The following is a 13133-nucleotide window of genomic DNA, read 5'->3' on the forward strand; positions in this document are numbered from 1 at the left end:
ACGGTCATGAACGTTCCGGTTGCCTGCCAGTACAGAATCGAAGTACCGGCCTCCCCAGAGCGCATTCCTCAGATCCGGCGCATTCTCGCAGCGCATCTGAAGTACTGGGGCCTCGACGCCCATGTCATGCCGGTCTGCAGCGCCGTCGACGAACTCGTCGGCAATGTGGTCCAGCATGTCGAGGGTGACAAGACATGTGTGGTGGAGGTGCGTTGGGCAGGGCGCCATCTCAACACGTCGGTCTCCGACCGCGACAGCACCCTTCCGCGGCTGCACACGTCGTCCCCCGCCAAAGGCGGACTCGCCAGGGTCGCGATGCTCAGCGACAGCTGGGGCACCTGTGCGACCGAGCACGGCAAGGTGATCTGGTTCAGCCGTCGCGTGAAGGAGCCGCAGCGCGTCATGTCCGGCCCGCAGGTGCCCCAGCCGCCGGTCCGGGAGTTCCGGCCGCTGCCGCTGGAGGCGGTGCCCGCCGACCCGTTCGAAGCGCCCTCGCTCGCCGTGCCGGCCGGGCGGTGACGCGCGGATGTCCCCTCCCGCGCAGACGCCGCCGGACACCGCCGGGTGTCCGACGCGGCACAGCGGTCGGAGAACGCCGGTGCCGCGCGAACGGTCCGTGTGTGTGCCGGACCTGCCCCGCGCGATGCCTCACGGCCATGGGGCCTGCCCATGAACGCGACCCTGCCCATGGCGGCAGGGGTCCCGGCGTACCGGACGTGTCCGGACCGCGGGCCGTCCCCGGCCGTCGCTGACGGCAGGGCGTGCCTGTCGCCGGTCCGGACTCCGCAGCGACTTCGAGGTCCTTGAAGCAGCCGGTCGCCCTTGAGCGGCCGGTCGTGCCCGGCGCGCGACCCGTACTTCGCCACGGGGATCCGCTGTGCCGGCGGACCGGCCCCGGCCCCGGACCGGCGCCGGTGCACCGGGCAAGGGCCCCCGCCCGGGTGCGTCCCGGGCGGGGGCCGTCGCCGTTCACGCGGCCCTCCTGCCCTCCCGTTCCGCGGGATGCAGCGTCGCGAGGAGCCGGAAGAAGTCCGCCTCGTTGCCGGCCAGGCCGACCGCGCGCAGGGCGTCGTCGGCCTCCGCCATCGGGACCGTCAGCAGCGGGACCGCGAGCGGCGCCTGCTGCGGGTCGGCGAGCACGGCCCTGGTGGTCTGGAGCAGGCGTACGTATGCCTGCGCGGCGGCGATCTCGGAATCGTTCATCTCGCGGTTCCCCTCCTTGAGGTGTCGGACCGTCAAGCATCCACCGAGCCACTGACAACGACGGAGGCCGGCGGTCCGCCCAGGGGTGGCGGACCGCCGGCCGAAGGCCGTGGGGGAAGGCCTAGAAGACGCTCACGCCGTACGCGCTCAGCGCCTCGGTGACGGGCTGGAAGAACGTGGTGCCGCCCGACGAGCAGTTGCCGCTGCCGCCGGAGGTGAGGCCGAGGGCCGTGCTGCCGGAGAACAGGGCGCCGCCGCTGTCGCCCGGCTCGGCGCAGACGTTGGTCTGGATCATGCCGTAGACGACGTCGCCGCTACCGTAGTTGACGGTCGCGTTGAGGCCGGTGACCCGGCCGCTGTGCAGACCGGTGGTGCTGCCGCTGCGCTGGACGGTCTGGCCGACGTAGGCGTTGCCGGCGCCGGTGATGTCCCGGTAGCTGCCGTTGTAGAGGTAGACACGGCCGTCCGCCGCCGAGGCGTTGGAGTGGCGGATGATGCCGTAGTCGTTGTTCGGGAAGCTGGAACCGGTCCGCGTGCCGAGCACCGTGGTGTTGGCGGAGTTTGTGTACCAGGTCGAGCCGATGTTGGTGCAGTGACCGGCCGTCAGGGCGTAGTAGGTGCTGCCGCTGCGGACGTTGAAGCCGAGGGAGCAGCGTCCGCCGCCCGCGTAGATGGCCTGGCCGCCCGCGATGAGCTTGTTGAAGGTGCCGGGGGTGCGCTTGATCTCGAGGGCGCCGGCGCGCTCGCCCGCCGCCTTCTTGATCTTGGCGATCTCGGCGGCGGAGACGGTGGAGTCCGCCGTGACGACGACCTTGCCGGTCTCCTTGTCGGTGTACCAGGCGGTGCCGGCCACGTCGGCGCCGAGCACCGCGTCGTCGACCTGGGCGAGCTGCGCCGTGGTGGCCCGCGCGGAGTCGGCCTGGTCGGCCAGCGCGGACGGTGCCGCGAGCGCGGAGACGGTCACGAGTGCGGCGGCGACGGCGGTCAGCCGTGCGGCTCTCGAGACGCCGGTGAGGGGGGCGAAGCGCTTGATCTTCACTACATCCTCCGTGGGGGATTTTGGAGCCCGCTGGGTGGGCGGGCCCGTCCTGCGCCGGCTGCCGGACCCTGACGGAACGTTCAACGTCATGAGCCTGACAACCGCCGCGGAACGAATCCTCCGGCTCCCGGGAGTCGCGCGGCAAGATCGCCTTTCGGCCGCTCTACGCGCGTCCGGCCACCGGGGCGGCGGCGGTGGTTCCCGTCGGCACCGGCGGGGGCCCGCGGTCGGGTGCCCGGCGGCCCTGGACGCAGCGCGGGGCGGAGCCGTGCGCGGTGGGAGAGCAAATGCTGCGAACCATTTGCTGACGCTCTGTCAGGGGTGCGGGGCGTCCGTCGGGGAGACGGCGCCATCGGGAGCGCTCCCGCACGACAAGCGGAATGGCGCACGTCATTTTGGCTGCTCAGTGTCGATGGGAGGTGATCCAGGGGTGATGTGCGGCGGCGCCGCCCCCGCGATCTTGCCCACTGCAACGTTTCAGTCCGGCCGTGAGTGCGTTGCAGTGGCTCCCGCACATCGCGGCCGCCCGCCTGCCCGGCCGCCGCCCCCGGTGCGCCCCGCACCCCGGGGCCGTGTCGTGGCTCCGCCGTCCGGCGGCGGGCGCACCCTCCGGAGCGGCCGAGGTGGGAGCCCGGCACTCCTTTATGCCTCAATCACTCCTGTTCGCCCAGCGCCCCCGGGTGTCCGGATCCCGACCGTCGTGGCGCGAGCAGCCGGCGCTCGCGTGGACGGCCATCTCTTGGGCGGCGTCGTCGTCGCGGCCGTAGGCACTGTCGCCTCCTGCCGCGGGCGCCGCGTGATCCGCCCCGCCGCGTTGCCCGCTGCCGCTCGGGCGCCGGTCGGGTCGTCGCGTCGGTGAAGTGGCGCTCCTGCGGCGGGAAGAGGCCCGCCGTCGCCCGCAGGGGGCGTGACTGCATGTGAGGGGGATCGTCGTCGTGCCGCCCCGGCTGCTCCGTTTCCACGGGGCGGGCTGAGTCCTCGCCACCTGGGGAACAGGACGACATGGTCCACCCGGCCGATCGCCGTGCCGGCACTCGTCGGCACCCCCGCGACCATGGACGAGCCGGGGTTCGGCCACCGATCGCGCGGAGAATGACCGGCCGCCCCTCCTCGCCGCCGTACGCCTTCTGGTCGAAGGCAGGGGGCGGGCGTGCCTGTCGCGAGGTGACTACCTCTGTGGGCCATCGCCCGGCCGGCCCTGCCCTGCCGCGTCACGGCCCGCAGCAGGTGCGGGGGTACGGGGAAGGCGGGCCGCGGCGGCCAGGCCGCCCAGCCCGACGACCGCCAGGACGGCCATCGCGGCGGCGTAGGCGTTCTTCGACAGGCCGGCGACGAGGATGGTGCCGGCGATGGCCGTGCCGAAGGACGAGCCGAGGTTGGAGATGCTGCGGGAGACGCCGGAGATCTCTCCCTGGCGCTGTTCGGGGAAGGCGGATTGCACGACGTTGACCGAGGGGGTCAGCATCACGCCCAGGCCGAGGCCGATCAGCAGCAGGCCCGGGGCGAATGCCCATGGTCCGGCAGAGCCGGCGACGAGAGCGATCAGTACGGCGATCCCGGCAACGGCGATCACGAAACCGGTCATGATCAGGAAGCGCTGGGACGCCCGCGTCGCGAGGCGCTCGGCGGCGAGTGAGGACGCGAGCAGGCCGAGGGTGGCCGCGGTGAAGATGACTCCTGTCTCGATGGCGTCGTAGCCGCGGACGGCTTGCAGGAAAGCGGCGACGGTGAACGACGTGCCCATGAGCAGCAGCCATTGGGCGTTCTGGGTGATCAGGCCGAGGTTGGAGGTGCGGTTGCGGAACAGGTCGCTCGACAGCAACGGATCCCGCCCCGCCCTCTCCTCGCGGTTCACCCGGCGCAGGAACCGGAGCAGGACGAGCGCCCCGGTCGTCAGGAGGGCGGCCGTCAGCCACAGGTTGTTGTCCGCGGCGAGGATGCCCGTGACGATCAGCGCCAGGCCGGCCGCGGAGAGAACGGCGCCGGGGACGTCGAAGTGCCGGCCGGGGTCGGGCGGCAGCGGGTCCTCGAGCGTGAGGCTCAGGATGATGATCAGTACGACGATCAGGGCCTGGAAGACGAACGCCGCGCGCCAGCTGATCGCCGAGGTGATCAGTCCGCCGATGAGCGGGCCCGCTGCCGCGCCGACGCCGCCGGCGGCCATGACGATGCCGAAGGCGCGGGCGCGGGAGGTGAGGTCGGTGAAGAGAAGGGTGGTGAGGATGTAGACAGGCGGGATCAGCAGGGCGGTCCCGACGCCTTCGAGGATTGAGTTACCGAGGATCAGTACGCCGAGCCCGGGGGATACCGCGCTGAGCACGGCCCCGGCCCCGTACACGACGAGACCGGCCAGGAAGCAGCGCTTACGGCCGAGGATGTCGCTCAGTTTGCCGCCGGGGATCATCAACGCGGCCATGACCAGCAGGAAGATTGTGATGGCGACCTGGACGCCCTGGACCGTCGTGCCGAGGTCGTGGCTGATGTCGTTGATCATCACGTTCATGTTCGACCCGGCGAAGCTGCAGATGAACTGCGCGAGGGCGAGCGGGGCGAGGATCCGGCGGCGGGAGCCGGCATCCGGCGGGGGGCGGGGGCCGGCGGGGGGTGCCTGTTCGGGCATGGTCTCTCCGCAGCGTCTGTCCTGTCGTGGCGACGGTCGTCATCGGCCTCTGGATTCTGCCCGGTCGAGTTCCTCGTCGAGCGCGATGGCGGCGTCGACGAGGGCCAGGTGGGTGAATGCCTGGGGGAAGTTCCCCAGTTGCTCGCCGGAAGGCCCGATCTCCTCGGCGAAGAGACCGACGTGGTTGGCATAAGTGAGCATCTTGTCGAAGGCGTAACGGGCCTGGTCGACGCGGCCGGCCTTGGCGAGGGCCTGGACGTAGAGGAAGCTGCACAGATTGAAGGTGCCCTCGGAGCCCTGCAGCCCGTCGGGGGAAGCGGCCGGGTCGTAGCGGTAGACGAGGCTGTCGCTGACGAGTTCCTCGTCCATGGCGTCGAGGGTGGTCAGCCAGTCGGGGTCGTTCGGGGCGAGGAATCCGACGCGGGGCATGAGGAGCAGGGAGGCGTCGAGGACGTCCGAGTCGTAGTTCTGGACGAAGGCGCGGCGCTTCTCGCTCCAGCCACGGTCCACGATCTGACGGAAGACGGTGTCGCGGACGGCGGCCCAGTGGCCGAGGTCGGCCGGGCGGGAGTGGGTGGTGGCGAGCTTGACGCCGCGGTCGAAGGCCACCCAGGTCATGAGGCGGCTGTAGGTGAAGTCCTGGCGGCCGCCGCGGGTCTCCCAGATGCCCTCGTCGGGGCGGTCCCAGTGGTCGGCCAGCCAGTCCAGGAGGCCGGCGAAGGCCTTCCAGCCGCGGATGCCGCCGATGTCGCCGACCTGGGCGAGCGCGTAGGCGGCCTCGCCGTAGATGTCGAGCTGGATCTGGTCGGCGGCGGCGTTTCCGGCCCTCACCGGTGCGGACAGACGGTATCCCTCCAGGTGTCCGAGATCCTCTTCCGTCAGGTGGGGTTCGCCGTCGACGCGGTACATGATCTGGAGTGGTTCGCCGGACGCGGTGGCCGTGGCGTCGAGGCGTTCGCGCAGCCAGCGGCGGTAGGCCTGTGCCTCGTCGGTGAAACCGAGGTCGATCAGCGCGCGGACGGAGAGGGAGGCGTCGCGGATCCAGGTGTAGCGGTAGTCCCAGTTGCGTTCGCCGCCGATCTGCTCGGGGAGGCCCATCGTGGGGGCGGCGATCGGGGCGCCGGTGGGGGCGTAGGTGAGGAGTTTGAGGGTGATCGCGGATCGTACGACCATCTCGTGCCAGCGGCCGCGGTAGCGGCATGAGCGCAGCCAGGTCAGCCAGAACGCGCGGCAGGCGTCGAAGACGGTGGTGATCGCCTCGTCGTCGGGGGCCGGGCCGCCGGGGCGCCCGCTGCGGCCGGCGGCGTCGCCGCTGTCGCTGGTGAGGACGATCGCTGCCCGTTCGCCGGCGTGCAGGGTGAAGCGGGCGGTGACATCGGTGCCGTCCGGGCGGAGGGCGATCGGGGCGGTGGCCTGAAGGTGGAGGTCCGTGTCGGGGCCGTGGAAGACGACTGATCCGTCGTCGAGGTGGTCCAGGGAGTGCACGGCGCGGCCGTAGTCGAAGCGCGGCCGGCAGATCAGTTCGAACGGCAGACTGCCGCGCACCACCCGCGCCACCCGCACCAGGCGGTGCTGGGCGGAGGGGGTCGTGGAGGGGTCGGGCTCCATGAAGTCGAGGACTTCGCCGACGCCGTCCGGGGCCATGTAACGGGTCACCAGGACGGCGGTGTCCGGCATGTACAGCTGGCGGACGGTGACCTTGTCGTCGACGTCGACGGCCAGCCGGCAGTGGCCGCCGCGGTCGCTGTCGAGGAGCGAGGCGAACACGCTCGGAGAGTCGAACCTCGGGGTGCACCACCAGTCGACCGTGCCGTCGGCGGCGATCAGTGCGGCGGTCTGCAGGTCGCCGACGAGCCCGTGGTCGGCGATCGGGGGGTAGTTGCTCATGGCTTTTCCTCACGGTTCGGAGGGACGAGCGCGTCAGGCACGGCCGGGCTCGGAGGCGCGGCGGGGCGGCCGAGCGCCAGTCGTGCCACGCGTGGCCAGTCGGCCGCCGCTCCGCTCGTGCGTGGCGTACCGGGGCGATGCCGCGGCAGATGGACGCGGAGCACTCCGGGCGCGCTGTGGCATACGACGGGTGCGGGCAGCACGGTGTGTTCCCCGTCGATGCCGACGGGGAGGGTGGCCGTGTCGGCTTCGACGACGACGTTTTCCGCGCTCAGCCGGACGAGTCCCCCGGCGCGCGGGCCGCGGACCATGCGCGCCGCCTGAGCGGCGCTGTCGACCCGCACGCACACCACGCCGAGCCGCCCCGAGTCGAGCCGCTCCCTGCGTCCGGGGCGGGCCGCGTCGACGGCACGCCCGTACGCGTTGTTGCTGACGAGCAGCGCCTGGAGCCCTTCGGTGTACGTCCCGTCCGCCCGCATCCGCAGTCTGGACGGGTCGACTCCCCTGAGGAGGCCGGGGAGGGCCTGGGAAACCGTGTGGGCCTTCGCGTTCCGGTATGCGGGGTCGGCGACGACGGATGCGTACGTTCCGAAGGACGCGTTGTTGACGAACACCCGGTTCGCGGCGTAGCCGAGGTCGACGCGGATCTCGACCGCGTCGGTGAGGGCCTCCAGGGCCGCCGCCGGATCGTCGCGGTCGAGGCCGAGATCGAGGGCGAAGTGATTGCGCGTCCCGGCGGGGATCACCACGAACGGCAGGTCGTTGCGCGCGGCGACCTCGGCCACGAGTGCCTGGGTGCCGTCACCGCCCGCCACCGCCAGCAGGTCGGCTCCCTCGTCGACGGCCTGCTGCGCCAGTGCGGCGACGTCCTGGTGTCCGTCGAGGAGGGCAACCCGGCAGTGTGCCGCCCGGGCCTTCTCCACGAGGCGGAATCGGCCCACCTTTCCGCCGCCGGAGCGCGGATTCATGAGGATCCAGGGCTGCTGGGGCGCCTTGGCCACCGGCTGTTCGACGACGCTGGGCCCGGGTGCCAGGGCAGTACGCGCAAGGGCGACGGCCAGCACCCACAGGGCCAGGGACAAGCAGGCCGCCCACAGCATGCCGGATGTCGCATACAGGGCGAGCACCGTCACCGGCGCTCCCACCGACAGAACGACCCCGAGGGCCTTGACCGCACCGGTGTGCGCCAGGGCCCACCACACTCCCATGGCGGCGAGGGCCGATCCGGCGAGGCCGACCAGCACCCACAGCACGCTCCGCAGACCGGCCGTGACGAGCGGCACCAGGATGCTTCCCAGCAGAACGAGGACGGCAAGGCGAGCCCGTCCGGTACTGCCCTGCGGCCATCCGCTCCTGCCCTCTCGGGGGTTGTCGTTCATGGGCCACCGTGCCCTTCCCTCTGCCGGGCGCCCTCTCCGCTCACCTGTCGCCAGGTGAGCGACGGTGGGTGTCGAAGGACTCGTCGCGCCGGACCACGCACAGTGCCCAGATGATGAAGGCCGACATCGCGATCATCACGACGGACCAGATCGGGTAGTACGGCAGGGACAGGAAGTTCGCGATGATGACGAGTGCGGCGATGGCGACGCCGGCGATGCGTGCCCACGTCGCGGCGCGGACCAGCCCGAGGCTGATGAGCACGGCGAGCGCGCCCAGGGCGACGTGGATCCAGCCCCAGCCGGTCAGGTCGAACTCGAAGACGTAGTCGGGTGTGGTGACGAAGATGTCGTCCTCGGCGATCGCCATGATGCCCCGACAGATGTCGAGCACACCGACGATCATGAGCAGGACGCCCCCGACCACTGTCAGACCGCTCGCGACTTCCTGCTTCGTGCTGTCTGCCTGTCGTGTGTGTGTCGCGGTCATGCCGGTGCTCCTCGTGTCGTCCGCACGCGTTCAGCGTCCGGAGGTGGTGGCCCGCGTGGCGCTGTCCGGGCCTCCGGCCGGCCCATGGCCGGTCAGGATCAGGTCCTTGGCCCTGCTGAACTCCTCGTCCGTGATGTCGCCGCGGGCGCGGATCTCGGACAGCCTGGAGAGTTCGTCGACGCTGCTGGGACGGCCCTTGCCGCCCGCAGCCTCCCTGACGTAGGTGTCGAACGCTTCCCGTTGGGCTCGGGCGTGCTCCGTCTCCCGGCGGCCCATGTTCCTGCCGCGCGCGATCACGTAGACGAAGACGCCCAGGAAGGGCAGGAGGACGGTGAACACCAGCCAGCCGGCCTTCGCCCACCCGCTCAGCGCGTCGTCACGGAAGATGTCGGTGACGATGCGGAAGAGCAGGACGAACCACATGATCCACAGGAAGAAGACGAGCATGCTCCAGAAGACGCTCAGCAGGGGATAGTCGTACGCCAGGTAGGTCTGCGCGCTCATGTCTCTCCTCCGTCCCGGGCGCTCGCCGGCGGCCCGTCGCGTGCTGTCTTCAGCGTGGACACGGCCAGGGCCGGGGGCCTCACCCGACGCGGGTGAGCTGCGCGGCCCGGCGTCCTTGTCCTGGTGCGGCGGCAGTTCGGGTTTCAGGCCGCTGCGGCAGGACCGTGCGTGCTTGTCGTGCTCGCCTTTCTGAGCGCGCCCCGCCACGCGAGGGCGACCGCCCCCTCGGCGAGGCCGAGCAGGACGAGCCACAGGCCGAGCAGCCGGGTCAGGGCGCGGGCCGACTCCATGGGCAGGGCGAGCACCACGATCCCCGCGACGATGCCGAGGACCGCGAGGACCAGGACGACGCCGCGGTGGGGGAGGTCCCTGGCGGTGATGGCCGTGTAGAGGGTCAGGACACCGGAAACGAGCCAGACACCGCCGACGATCAGCGAGAGAGCGGCGATGGTCTGCAGCGGGTTCCGCAGGCACAGCACCCCGGCCAGGATGTACAGAATCGCTACGAGCAGCCCGACGAGCCGTTCACCGTGCTCCTCCCGCCCGAAGACGGCCACGAACCGGAACGCCCCGGTGACCAGCAAATACAGGCCGATGAGGACCGCCACGACGTGCAGGGTCCCCTCCGGCCACACCAGTACGAGGACACCGGGCACCAGCGTCGCCGCCGCGGAGCCCAGGAGCCAGGTCCACGAACGGCCGAGGCGTGCCAGCACGGTCGCGGGGTCGCCCGCCGGGCGGGGGATCTCCGTGCCTGCCATGTGTTCCGGTCCGGTGCGCGGTGCCGGATCAGGCGATGCGGTCATGGCGTACTCCTCGCGCGGTCGAGCGATCGCTTCCGACCGCCGGTGGGGCTGCGTGCCCGAACGTCAGCGATTCAGTGTTCCGCGCCCCGTCGGCAGCCGGATCACCCATGGCGGGTGATCCGTCGGGGGTCACCGGGGCGGTGGGGTGGGAACCGGAGGCGTTCGTCGGCCGTGCGGCGAAGCGGCGTACGCCGACACGGAGCGGACCGCGGCCGGAACGAAACGAAAGTCACGTGATGAGCGATCCCGAGGCAGCCCGGACGGATCACATCCGACCGGTATCCGTCACGGGCCGGCGCGGTCGGCGGCTCCGCCCCGATCGGCGGGCCGCGGTCGCGGCCCTCGCCCGTGCGGTGTTCATCGTCGCCGCCCTCCTCACGGCCTACTTCCTGCTGCCTTTGAAGGAGCGCGGCACGGCCGGTGGGGCGGCGCTGTTCGCATGCGGACTCCTGGCGCTCCTGCTGGTGTTCGCGGGGGAGGTGCGGATGATCGTGCGATCGCCCTACCCGCGCCTGAAGGCCGTCGAGGCCCTGGCTGCCACGCTGGTGTTGTTCCTGGTCCTCTTCGCCGGTGGCTACTACCTGCTGGACGACTCCAGCCCGGGGTCCTTCAGCGAGCCGCTGACCAGGACGGACGCCCTGTACTTCGCGCTGACCACGTTCAGCACCGTCGGCTTCGGGGACATCAACGCACGCTCCCAGGCCGGGCGGGTGATGACGATGCTGCAGATGGCGGGAGGGCTGCTGCTCGTGGGCGTCGCCGCACGGGTGCTGGCGAGCGCGGTTCAGGCCGGGCTGCTCCGGCAGCGCCGTGAACCGCCGGGGGAGCCGGATGCCGGAGCAGACACGACGACCGAGCGAGAGGCCGGACCATGACCGTACCCAGTGGTTTCACCGCGTCCCTGCCCCTGTCCGAGCGGGCGGCCCACGGCAGGAACGCGCGCAGGCGGGCATCACGTTCATGCCACGGCTGGTACGAGACGGCACGGCAACGACCGGATCCCATCGAGGTGATAGAGCAGCAATCAAAGGAGCGCGTACCGGAGTTGGTGCCGATCCGCTACGGCCGCATGCTGGAGTCGCCCTTCCGTTTCTACCGCGGCGCGGCAGCGATCATGGCGGCGGACCTGGCACCCCTTCCGAACACAGGGCTGCAGGTGCAGCTCTGCGGGGACGCCCATCCGCTGAACTTCAGACTGCTCGCTTCGCCGGAGCGACGTCTGGTCTTCGACATCAACGACTTCGACGAGACCCTGCCCGGGCCGTTCGAATGGGACGTCAAGCGCCTGGCGGCCGGCTTCGTGACGGCGGCACGGGCGAACGGCTTCTCGGTCAAGGAGCAGAACAGAACGGTGCGGGCATGCGTGAGCGCGTACCGGGAGCGGATGAGCGAGTTCGCCGGCAAGCGCACCCTGGACGTCTGGTACGCCCAGGACGACGCCGACCATCTGCGGGAACTGATGGCCTCGTCGATGGACAAGGAGGCCGGGCGCCGTACCGACGAGGCCACGGCGCGCGCCCGCACGCGTACGCATCTGAGGGCGTTCGCGAAGCTCACCCGCGTCACGGCCGAGGGCCGGCGCATCGCACCGGACCCGCCGCTGATCACTCCGCTCGGTCAGCTCGACGCGTCCGGGACCGGGCGGGAGGTGGAGCTCCAGAGCCTCGTGGACGGGTACGCACGCACCTTGCCGTACGAACGCCGCCACCTGTTGCGGCACTACCGTCTGGTGGACATGGCCCGGAAGGTGGTGGGCGTCGGCAGTGTCGGCACGCGCTGCTGGGTGCTGCTTCTGCTCGGCAGGGACGACGACGATCCCCTGCTGCTGCAGGCCAAGGAGGCCCAGGAGTCGGTCCTGGCCCCCCACGTGGGCGGCGAACGCTACGACAACCAGGGCCGCCGGGTGGTGACCGGCCAGCGCCTGATGCAGACGGCCGGCGACATCTTCCTGGGCTGGACCCACGTCGTGGGCCTCGACGGGCAGGGCCGCGACTTCTACGTGCGCCAGCTGTGGGACTGGAAGGGCATCGCACGGCCGGAGACGATGGGACCGGGTCTGCTCTCCCTCTTCGGCCGCTTGTGCGGGGCGTCCCTGGCGCGGGCCCACGCCCGGTCGGGAGATCCCGTCGCCATCGCCGCCTATCTGGGCGGCAGCGACCGCTTCGACCGTGCGCTCACCGAGTTCGCCCAGGGCTACGCCGACCAGAACGAGCGGGACTTCGGGGCGATGGAGGTCGCCTGCCGCTCCGGCAGGATCAGGGCGGAAAGTCTTTAGGCGGCGGTGCCTTCCTGGCTTCAGGCGGAAGGCGGCGGTGCCTTCCGGGCGCGGCTCCGGTTCGGCCGATCACTCCGGCAGCTGCCGCATTTCCAGGACACGCAGTCCGAGCGACTGGAAGCGGGCCAACAGCCCGTACAGGTGCGCCTCGTCCACGATGGGGCCGAACAGGAGCGTCTGGCCCGACATCACCACGTGACCCAGCTCCGGGAAGGCCTGGGCCAGTGTTTCCGACATGTGTCCCTCGACGCGGATCTCGTAGCGCATGGGCTGTTCTCCCGCGGGCGACATGGGCGGACGGACGGTGCGCTTCACTGCGATCGTCCTTGTTCAGGGCCCGGCTGGGCCTCACCCGGTACAGGTGACCTGTCGGCCCCGGCGCACCGGTGACCGGTTCAGTGCGTCAGAGCGATCTTGAGGGTGATGATCAGCAGACCGAGCAGCAGATTGACCGAGGCGGTGACGGTCATGAGACGCCGCGAGGCACCGGCCCGGCGCGCCGCGGCCACGGACCAGCCCACCTGCCCCGCCACGGCGACGGACACCGCCAGCCACAGGGCGCCCTGAACGTCCAGTCCCAGGAGCGGGCTGACGGCCACCCCGACCGCGGGCGGCACAGCCGCCTTGACGATCGGCCACTCCTCGCGGCACACCCGCAATATGGTCCGGCGGTCGAGGGACCGCTGCATCAGGCGTGCTCCGAACAGTTGCGCGTGCACGTGCGCGGCCCAGAACACCGCGCTGGTGAGCAGCAACAGCAGTACCAGCTCCGTGCGCGGGAAGGATCCCAGGGTGCCGGCGCCGATCACCACGGAGGCCGCGAGCATCGATCCGTAGACGCCGCCCGTGTAGTCGGCACGAGCTCGACGCTCGGTTCTGACTTCTCTGCCGGTGGCGGGGTTGTTGATCCGGGACACCGGTGCCTCCTCGGGC

General features: G+C 71.2%; 13 protein-coding genes. 3 read left to right on the top strand and 10 right to left on the bottom strand.

The window, feature by feature from the left end; translation table 11 throughout:
* Nucleotides 1-6 precede the first annotated feature (6 nt).
* Nucleotides 7-519, top strand: coding sequence for an ATP-binding protein (locus SPRI_RS33205; protein ID WP_053557611.1), 513 nt, complete (start codon nucleotides 7-9; stop codon nucleotides 517-519).
* Nucleotides 520-969: 450 nt separating this feature from the next.
* Here the strand turns inward: SPRI_RS33205 and SPRI_RS33210 are convergent, their stop codons facing one another.
* The 8 genes from SPRI_RS33210 to SPRI_RS33245 all read right to left on the bottom strand — a co-directional run bounded on the left by SPRI_RS33210 (nucleotide 970) and on the right by SPRI_RS33245 (nucleotide 9925).
* A complete protein-coding gene (locus tag SPRI_RS33210; protein ID WP_053557612.1) occupies nucleotides 970-1203 on the bottom strand; it encodes a hypothetical protein in 234 nt (77 codons plus the stop codon).
* 121 nt (nucleotides 1204-1324) lie between these two features.
* Nucleotides 1325-2242 carry a S1 family peptidase gene (locus tag SPRI_RS33215; RefSeq protein ID WP_005320964.1) on the bottom strand — a complete coding sequence of 306 codons (918 nt, stop codon included), beginning with the start codon at nucleotides 2240-2242 and terminating at the stop codon, nucleotides 1325-1327.
* Between the two features lie 1168 nt (nucleotides 2243-3410).
* Nucleotides 3411-4862 (bottom strand): MFS transporter, encoded by a 1452-nt coding sequence (locus tag SPRI_RS33220; protein ID WP_005320966.1) that lies wholly within the window; start codon nucleotides 4860-4862, stop codon nucleotides 3411-3413.
* Between the two features lie 39 nt (nucleotides 4863-4901).
* Complete coding sequence (locus tag SPRI_RS33225; protein WP_005320967.1) at nucleotides 4902-6749, bottom strand: glycoside hydrolase family 15 protein; 1848 nt, start codon at nucleotides 6747-6749, stop codon at nucleotides 4902-4904.
* On the bottom strand, nucleotides 6746-8128 hold the full coding sequence (locus SPRI_RS33230) for a diacylglycerol/lipid kinase family protein (protein ID WP_053557613.1): 1383 nt from the start codon (nucleotides 8126-8128) through the stop codon (nucleotides 6746-6748). Before SPRI_RS33230 ends, SPRI_RS33225 begins: the two co-directional genes overlap by 4 nt.
* A gap of 40 nt (nucleotides 8129-8168) precedes the next feature.
* Nucleotides 8169-8615, bottom strand: a complete 447-nt coding sequence (locus tag SPRI_RS33235) for a DUF7144 family membrane protein (RefSeq protein WP_005320968.1) — start codon at nucleotides 8613-8615, stop codon at nucleotides 8169-8171.
* Between the two features lie 30 nt (nucleotides 8616-8645).
* On the bottom strand, nucleotides 8646-9119 hold the full coding sequence (locus tag SPRI_RS33240) for an SHOCT domain-containing protein (RefSeq protein WP_005320969.1): 474 nt from the start codon (nucleotides 9117-9119) through the stop codon (nucleotides 8646-8648).
* Nucleotides 9120-9262: 143 nt separating this feature from the next.
* Nucleotides 9263-9925, bottom strand: a complete 663-nt coding sequence (locus tag SPRI_RS33245; protein ID WP_005320970.1) for an HdeD family acid-resistance protein — start codon at nucleotides 9923-9925, stop codon at nucleotides 9263-9265.
* Nucleotides 9926-10161: 236 nt separating this feature from the next.
* Between SPRI_RS33245 and SPRI_RS33250 the strand changes: the two genes are divergently transcribed.
* Nucleotides 10162-10800 carry a potassium channel family protein gene (locus SPRI_RS33250; protein ID WP_005320971.1) on the top strand — a complete coding sequence of 213 codons (639 nt, stop codon included), beginning with the start codon at nucleotides 10162-10164 and terminating at the stop codon, nucleotides 10798-10800.
* Nucleotides 10797-12200, top strand: a complete 1404-nt coding sequence (locus tag SPRI_RS33255) for a DUF2252 domain-containing protein (RefSeq protein WP_005320973.1) — start codon at nucleotides 10797-10799, stop codon at nucleotides 12198-12200. The genes SPRI_RS33250 and SPRI_RS33255 overlap by 4 nt, the downstream gene beginning before the upstream one ends.
* 69 nt (nucleotides 12201-12269) lie before the next feature.
* Here SPRI_RS33255 and SPRI_RS33260 read toward each other — a convergent pair whose 3' ends face one another.
* Nucleotides 12270-12467, bottom strand: coding sequence for a hypothetical protein (locus SPRI_RS33260; protein WP_005320975.1), 198 nt, complete (start codon nucleotides 12465-12467; stop codon nucleotides 12270-12272).
* Nucleotides 12468-12595: 128 nt separating this feature from the next.
* Nucleotides 12596-13117 carry a hypothetical protein gene (locus tag SPRI_RS33265; RefSeq protein WP_005320976.1) on the bottom strand — a complete coding sequence of 174 codons (522 nt, stop codon included), beginning with the start codon at nucleotides 13115-13117 and terminating at the stop codon, nucleotides 12596-12598.
* Nucleotides 13118-13133: the final 16 nt, after the last annotated feature.

The organism is Streptomyces pristinaespiralis, from assembly GCF_001278075.1.
GTDB lineage: Bacteria > Actinomycetota > Actinomycetes > Streptomycetales > Streptomycetaceae > Streptomyces > Streptomyces pristinaespiralis.

Bases quoted from the DNA above. Each gene is read 5' to 3' on its own strand.
- SPRI_RS33205 (WP_053557611.1), top strand. From the start codon at position 7: ATGAACGTTCCGGTTGCCTGCCAGTACAGAATCGAAGTACCGGCCTCC.
- SPRI_RS33210 (WP_053557612.1), bottom strand. From the start codon at position 1,203: ATGAACGATTCCGAGATCGCCGCCGCGCAGGCATACGTACGCCTGCTC.
- SPRI_RS33220 (WP_005320966.1), bottom strand. From the start codon at position 4,862: ATGCCCGAACAGGCACCCCCCGCCGGCCCCCGCCCCCCGCCGGATGCC.
- SPRI_RS33225 (WP_005320967.1), bottom strand. From the start codon at position 6,749: ATGAGCAACTACCCCCCGATCGCCGACCACGGGCTCGTCGGCGACCTG.
- SPRI_RS33230 (WP_053557613.1), bottom strand. From the start codon at position 8,128: ATGAACGACAACCCCCGAGAGGGCAGGAGCGGATGGCCGCAGGGCAGT.
- SPRI_RS33235 (WP_005320968.1), bottom strand. From the start codon at position 8,615: ATGACCGCGACACACACACGACAGGCAGACAGCACGAAGCAGGAAGTC.
- SPRI_RS33240 (WP_005320969.1), bottom strand. From the start codon at position 9,119: ATGAGCGCGCAGACCTACCTGGCGTACGACTATCCCCTGCTGAGCGTC.
- SPRI_RS33245 (WP_005320970.1), bottom strand. From the start codon at position 9,925: ATGACCGCATCGCCTGATCCGGCACCGCGCACCGGACCGGAACACATG.
- SPRI_RS33250 (WP_005320971.1), top strand. From the start codon at position 10,162: ATGAGCGATCCCGAGGCAGCCCGGACGGATCACATCCGACCGGTATCC.
- SPRI_RS33255 (WP_005320973.1), top strand. From the start codon at position 10,797: ATGACCGTACCCAGTGGTTTCACCGCGTCCCTGCCCCTGTCCGAGCGG.
- SPRI_RS33260 (WP_005320975.1), bottom strand. From the start codon at position 12,467: ATGCGCTACGAGATCCGCGTCGAGGGACACATGTCGGAAACACTGGCC.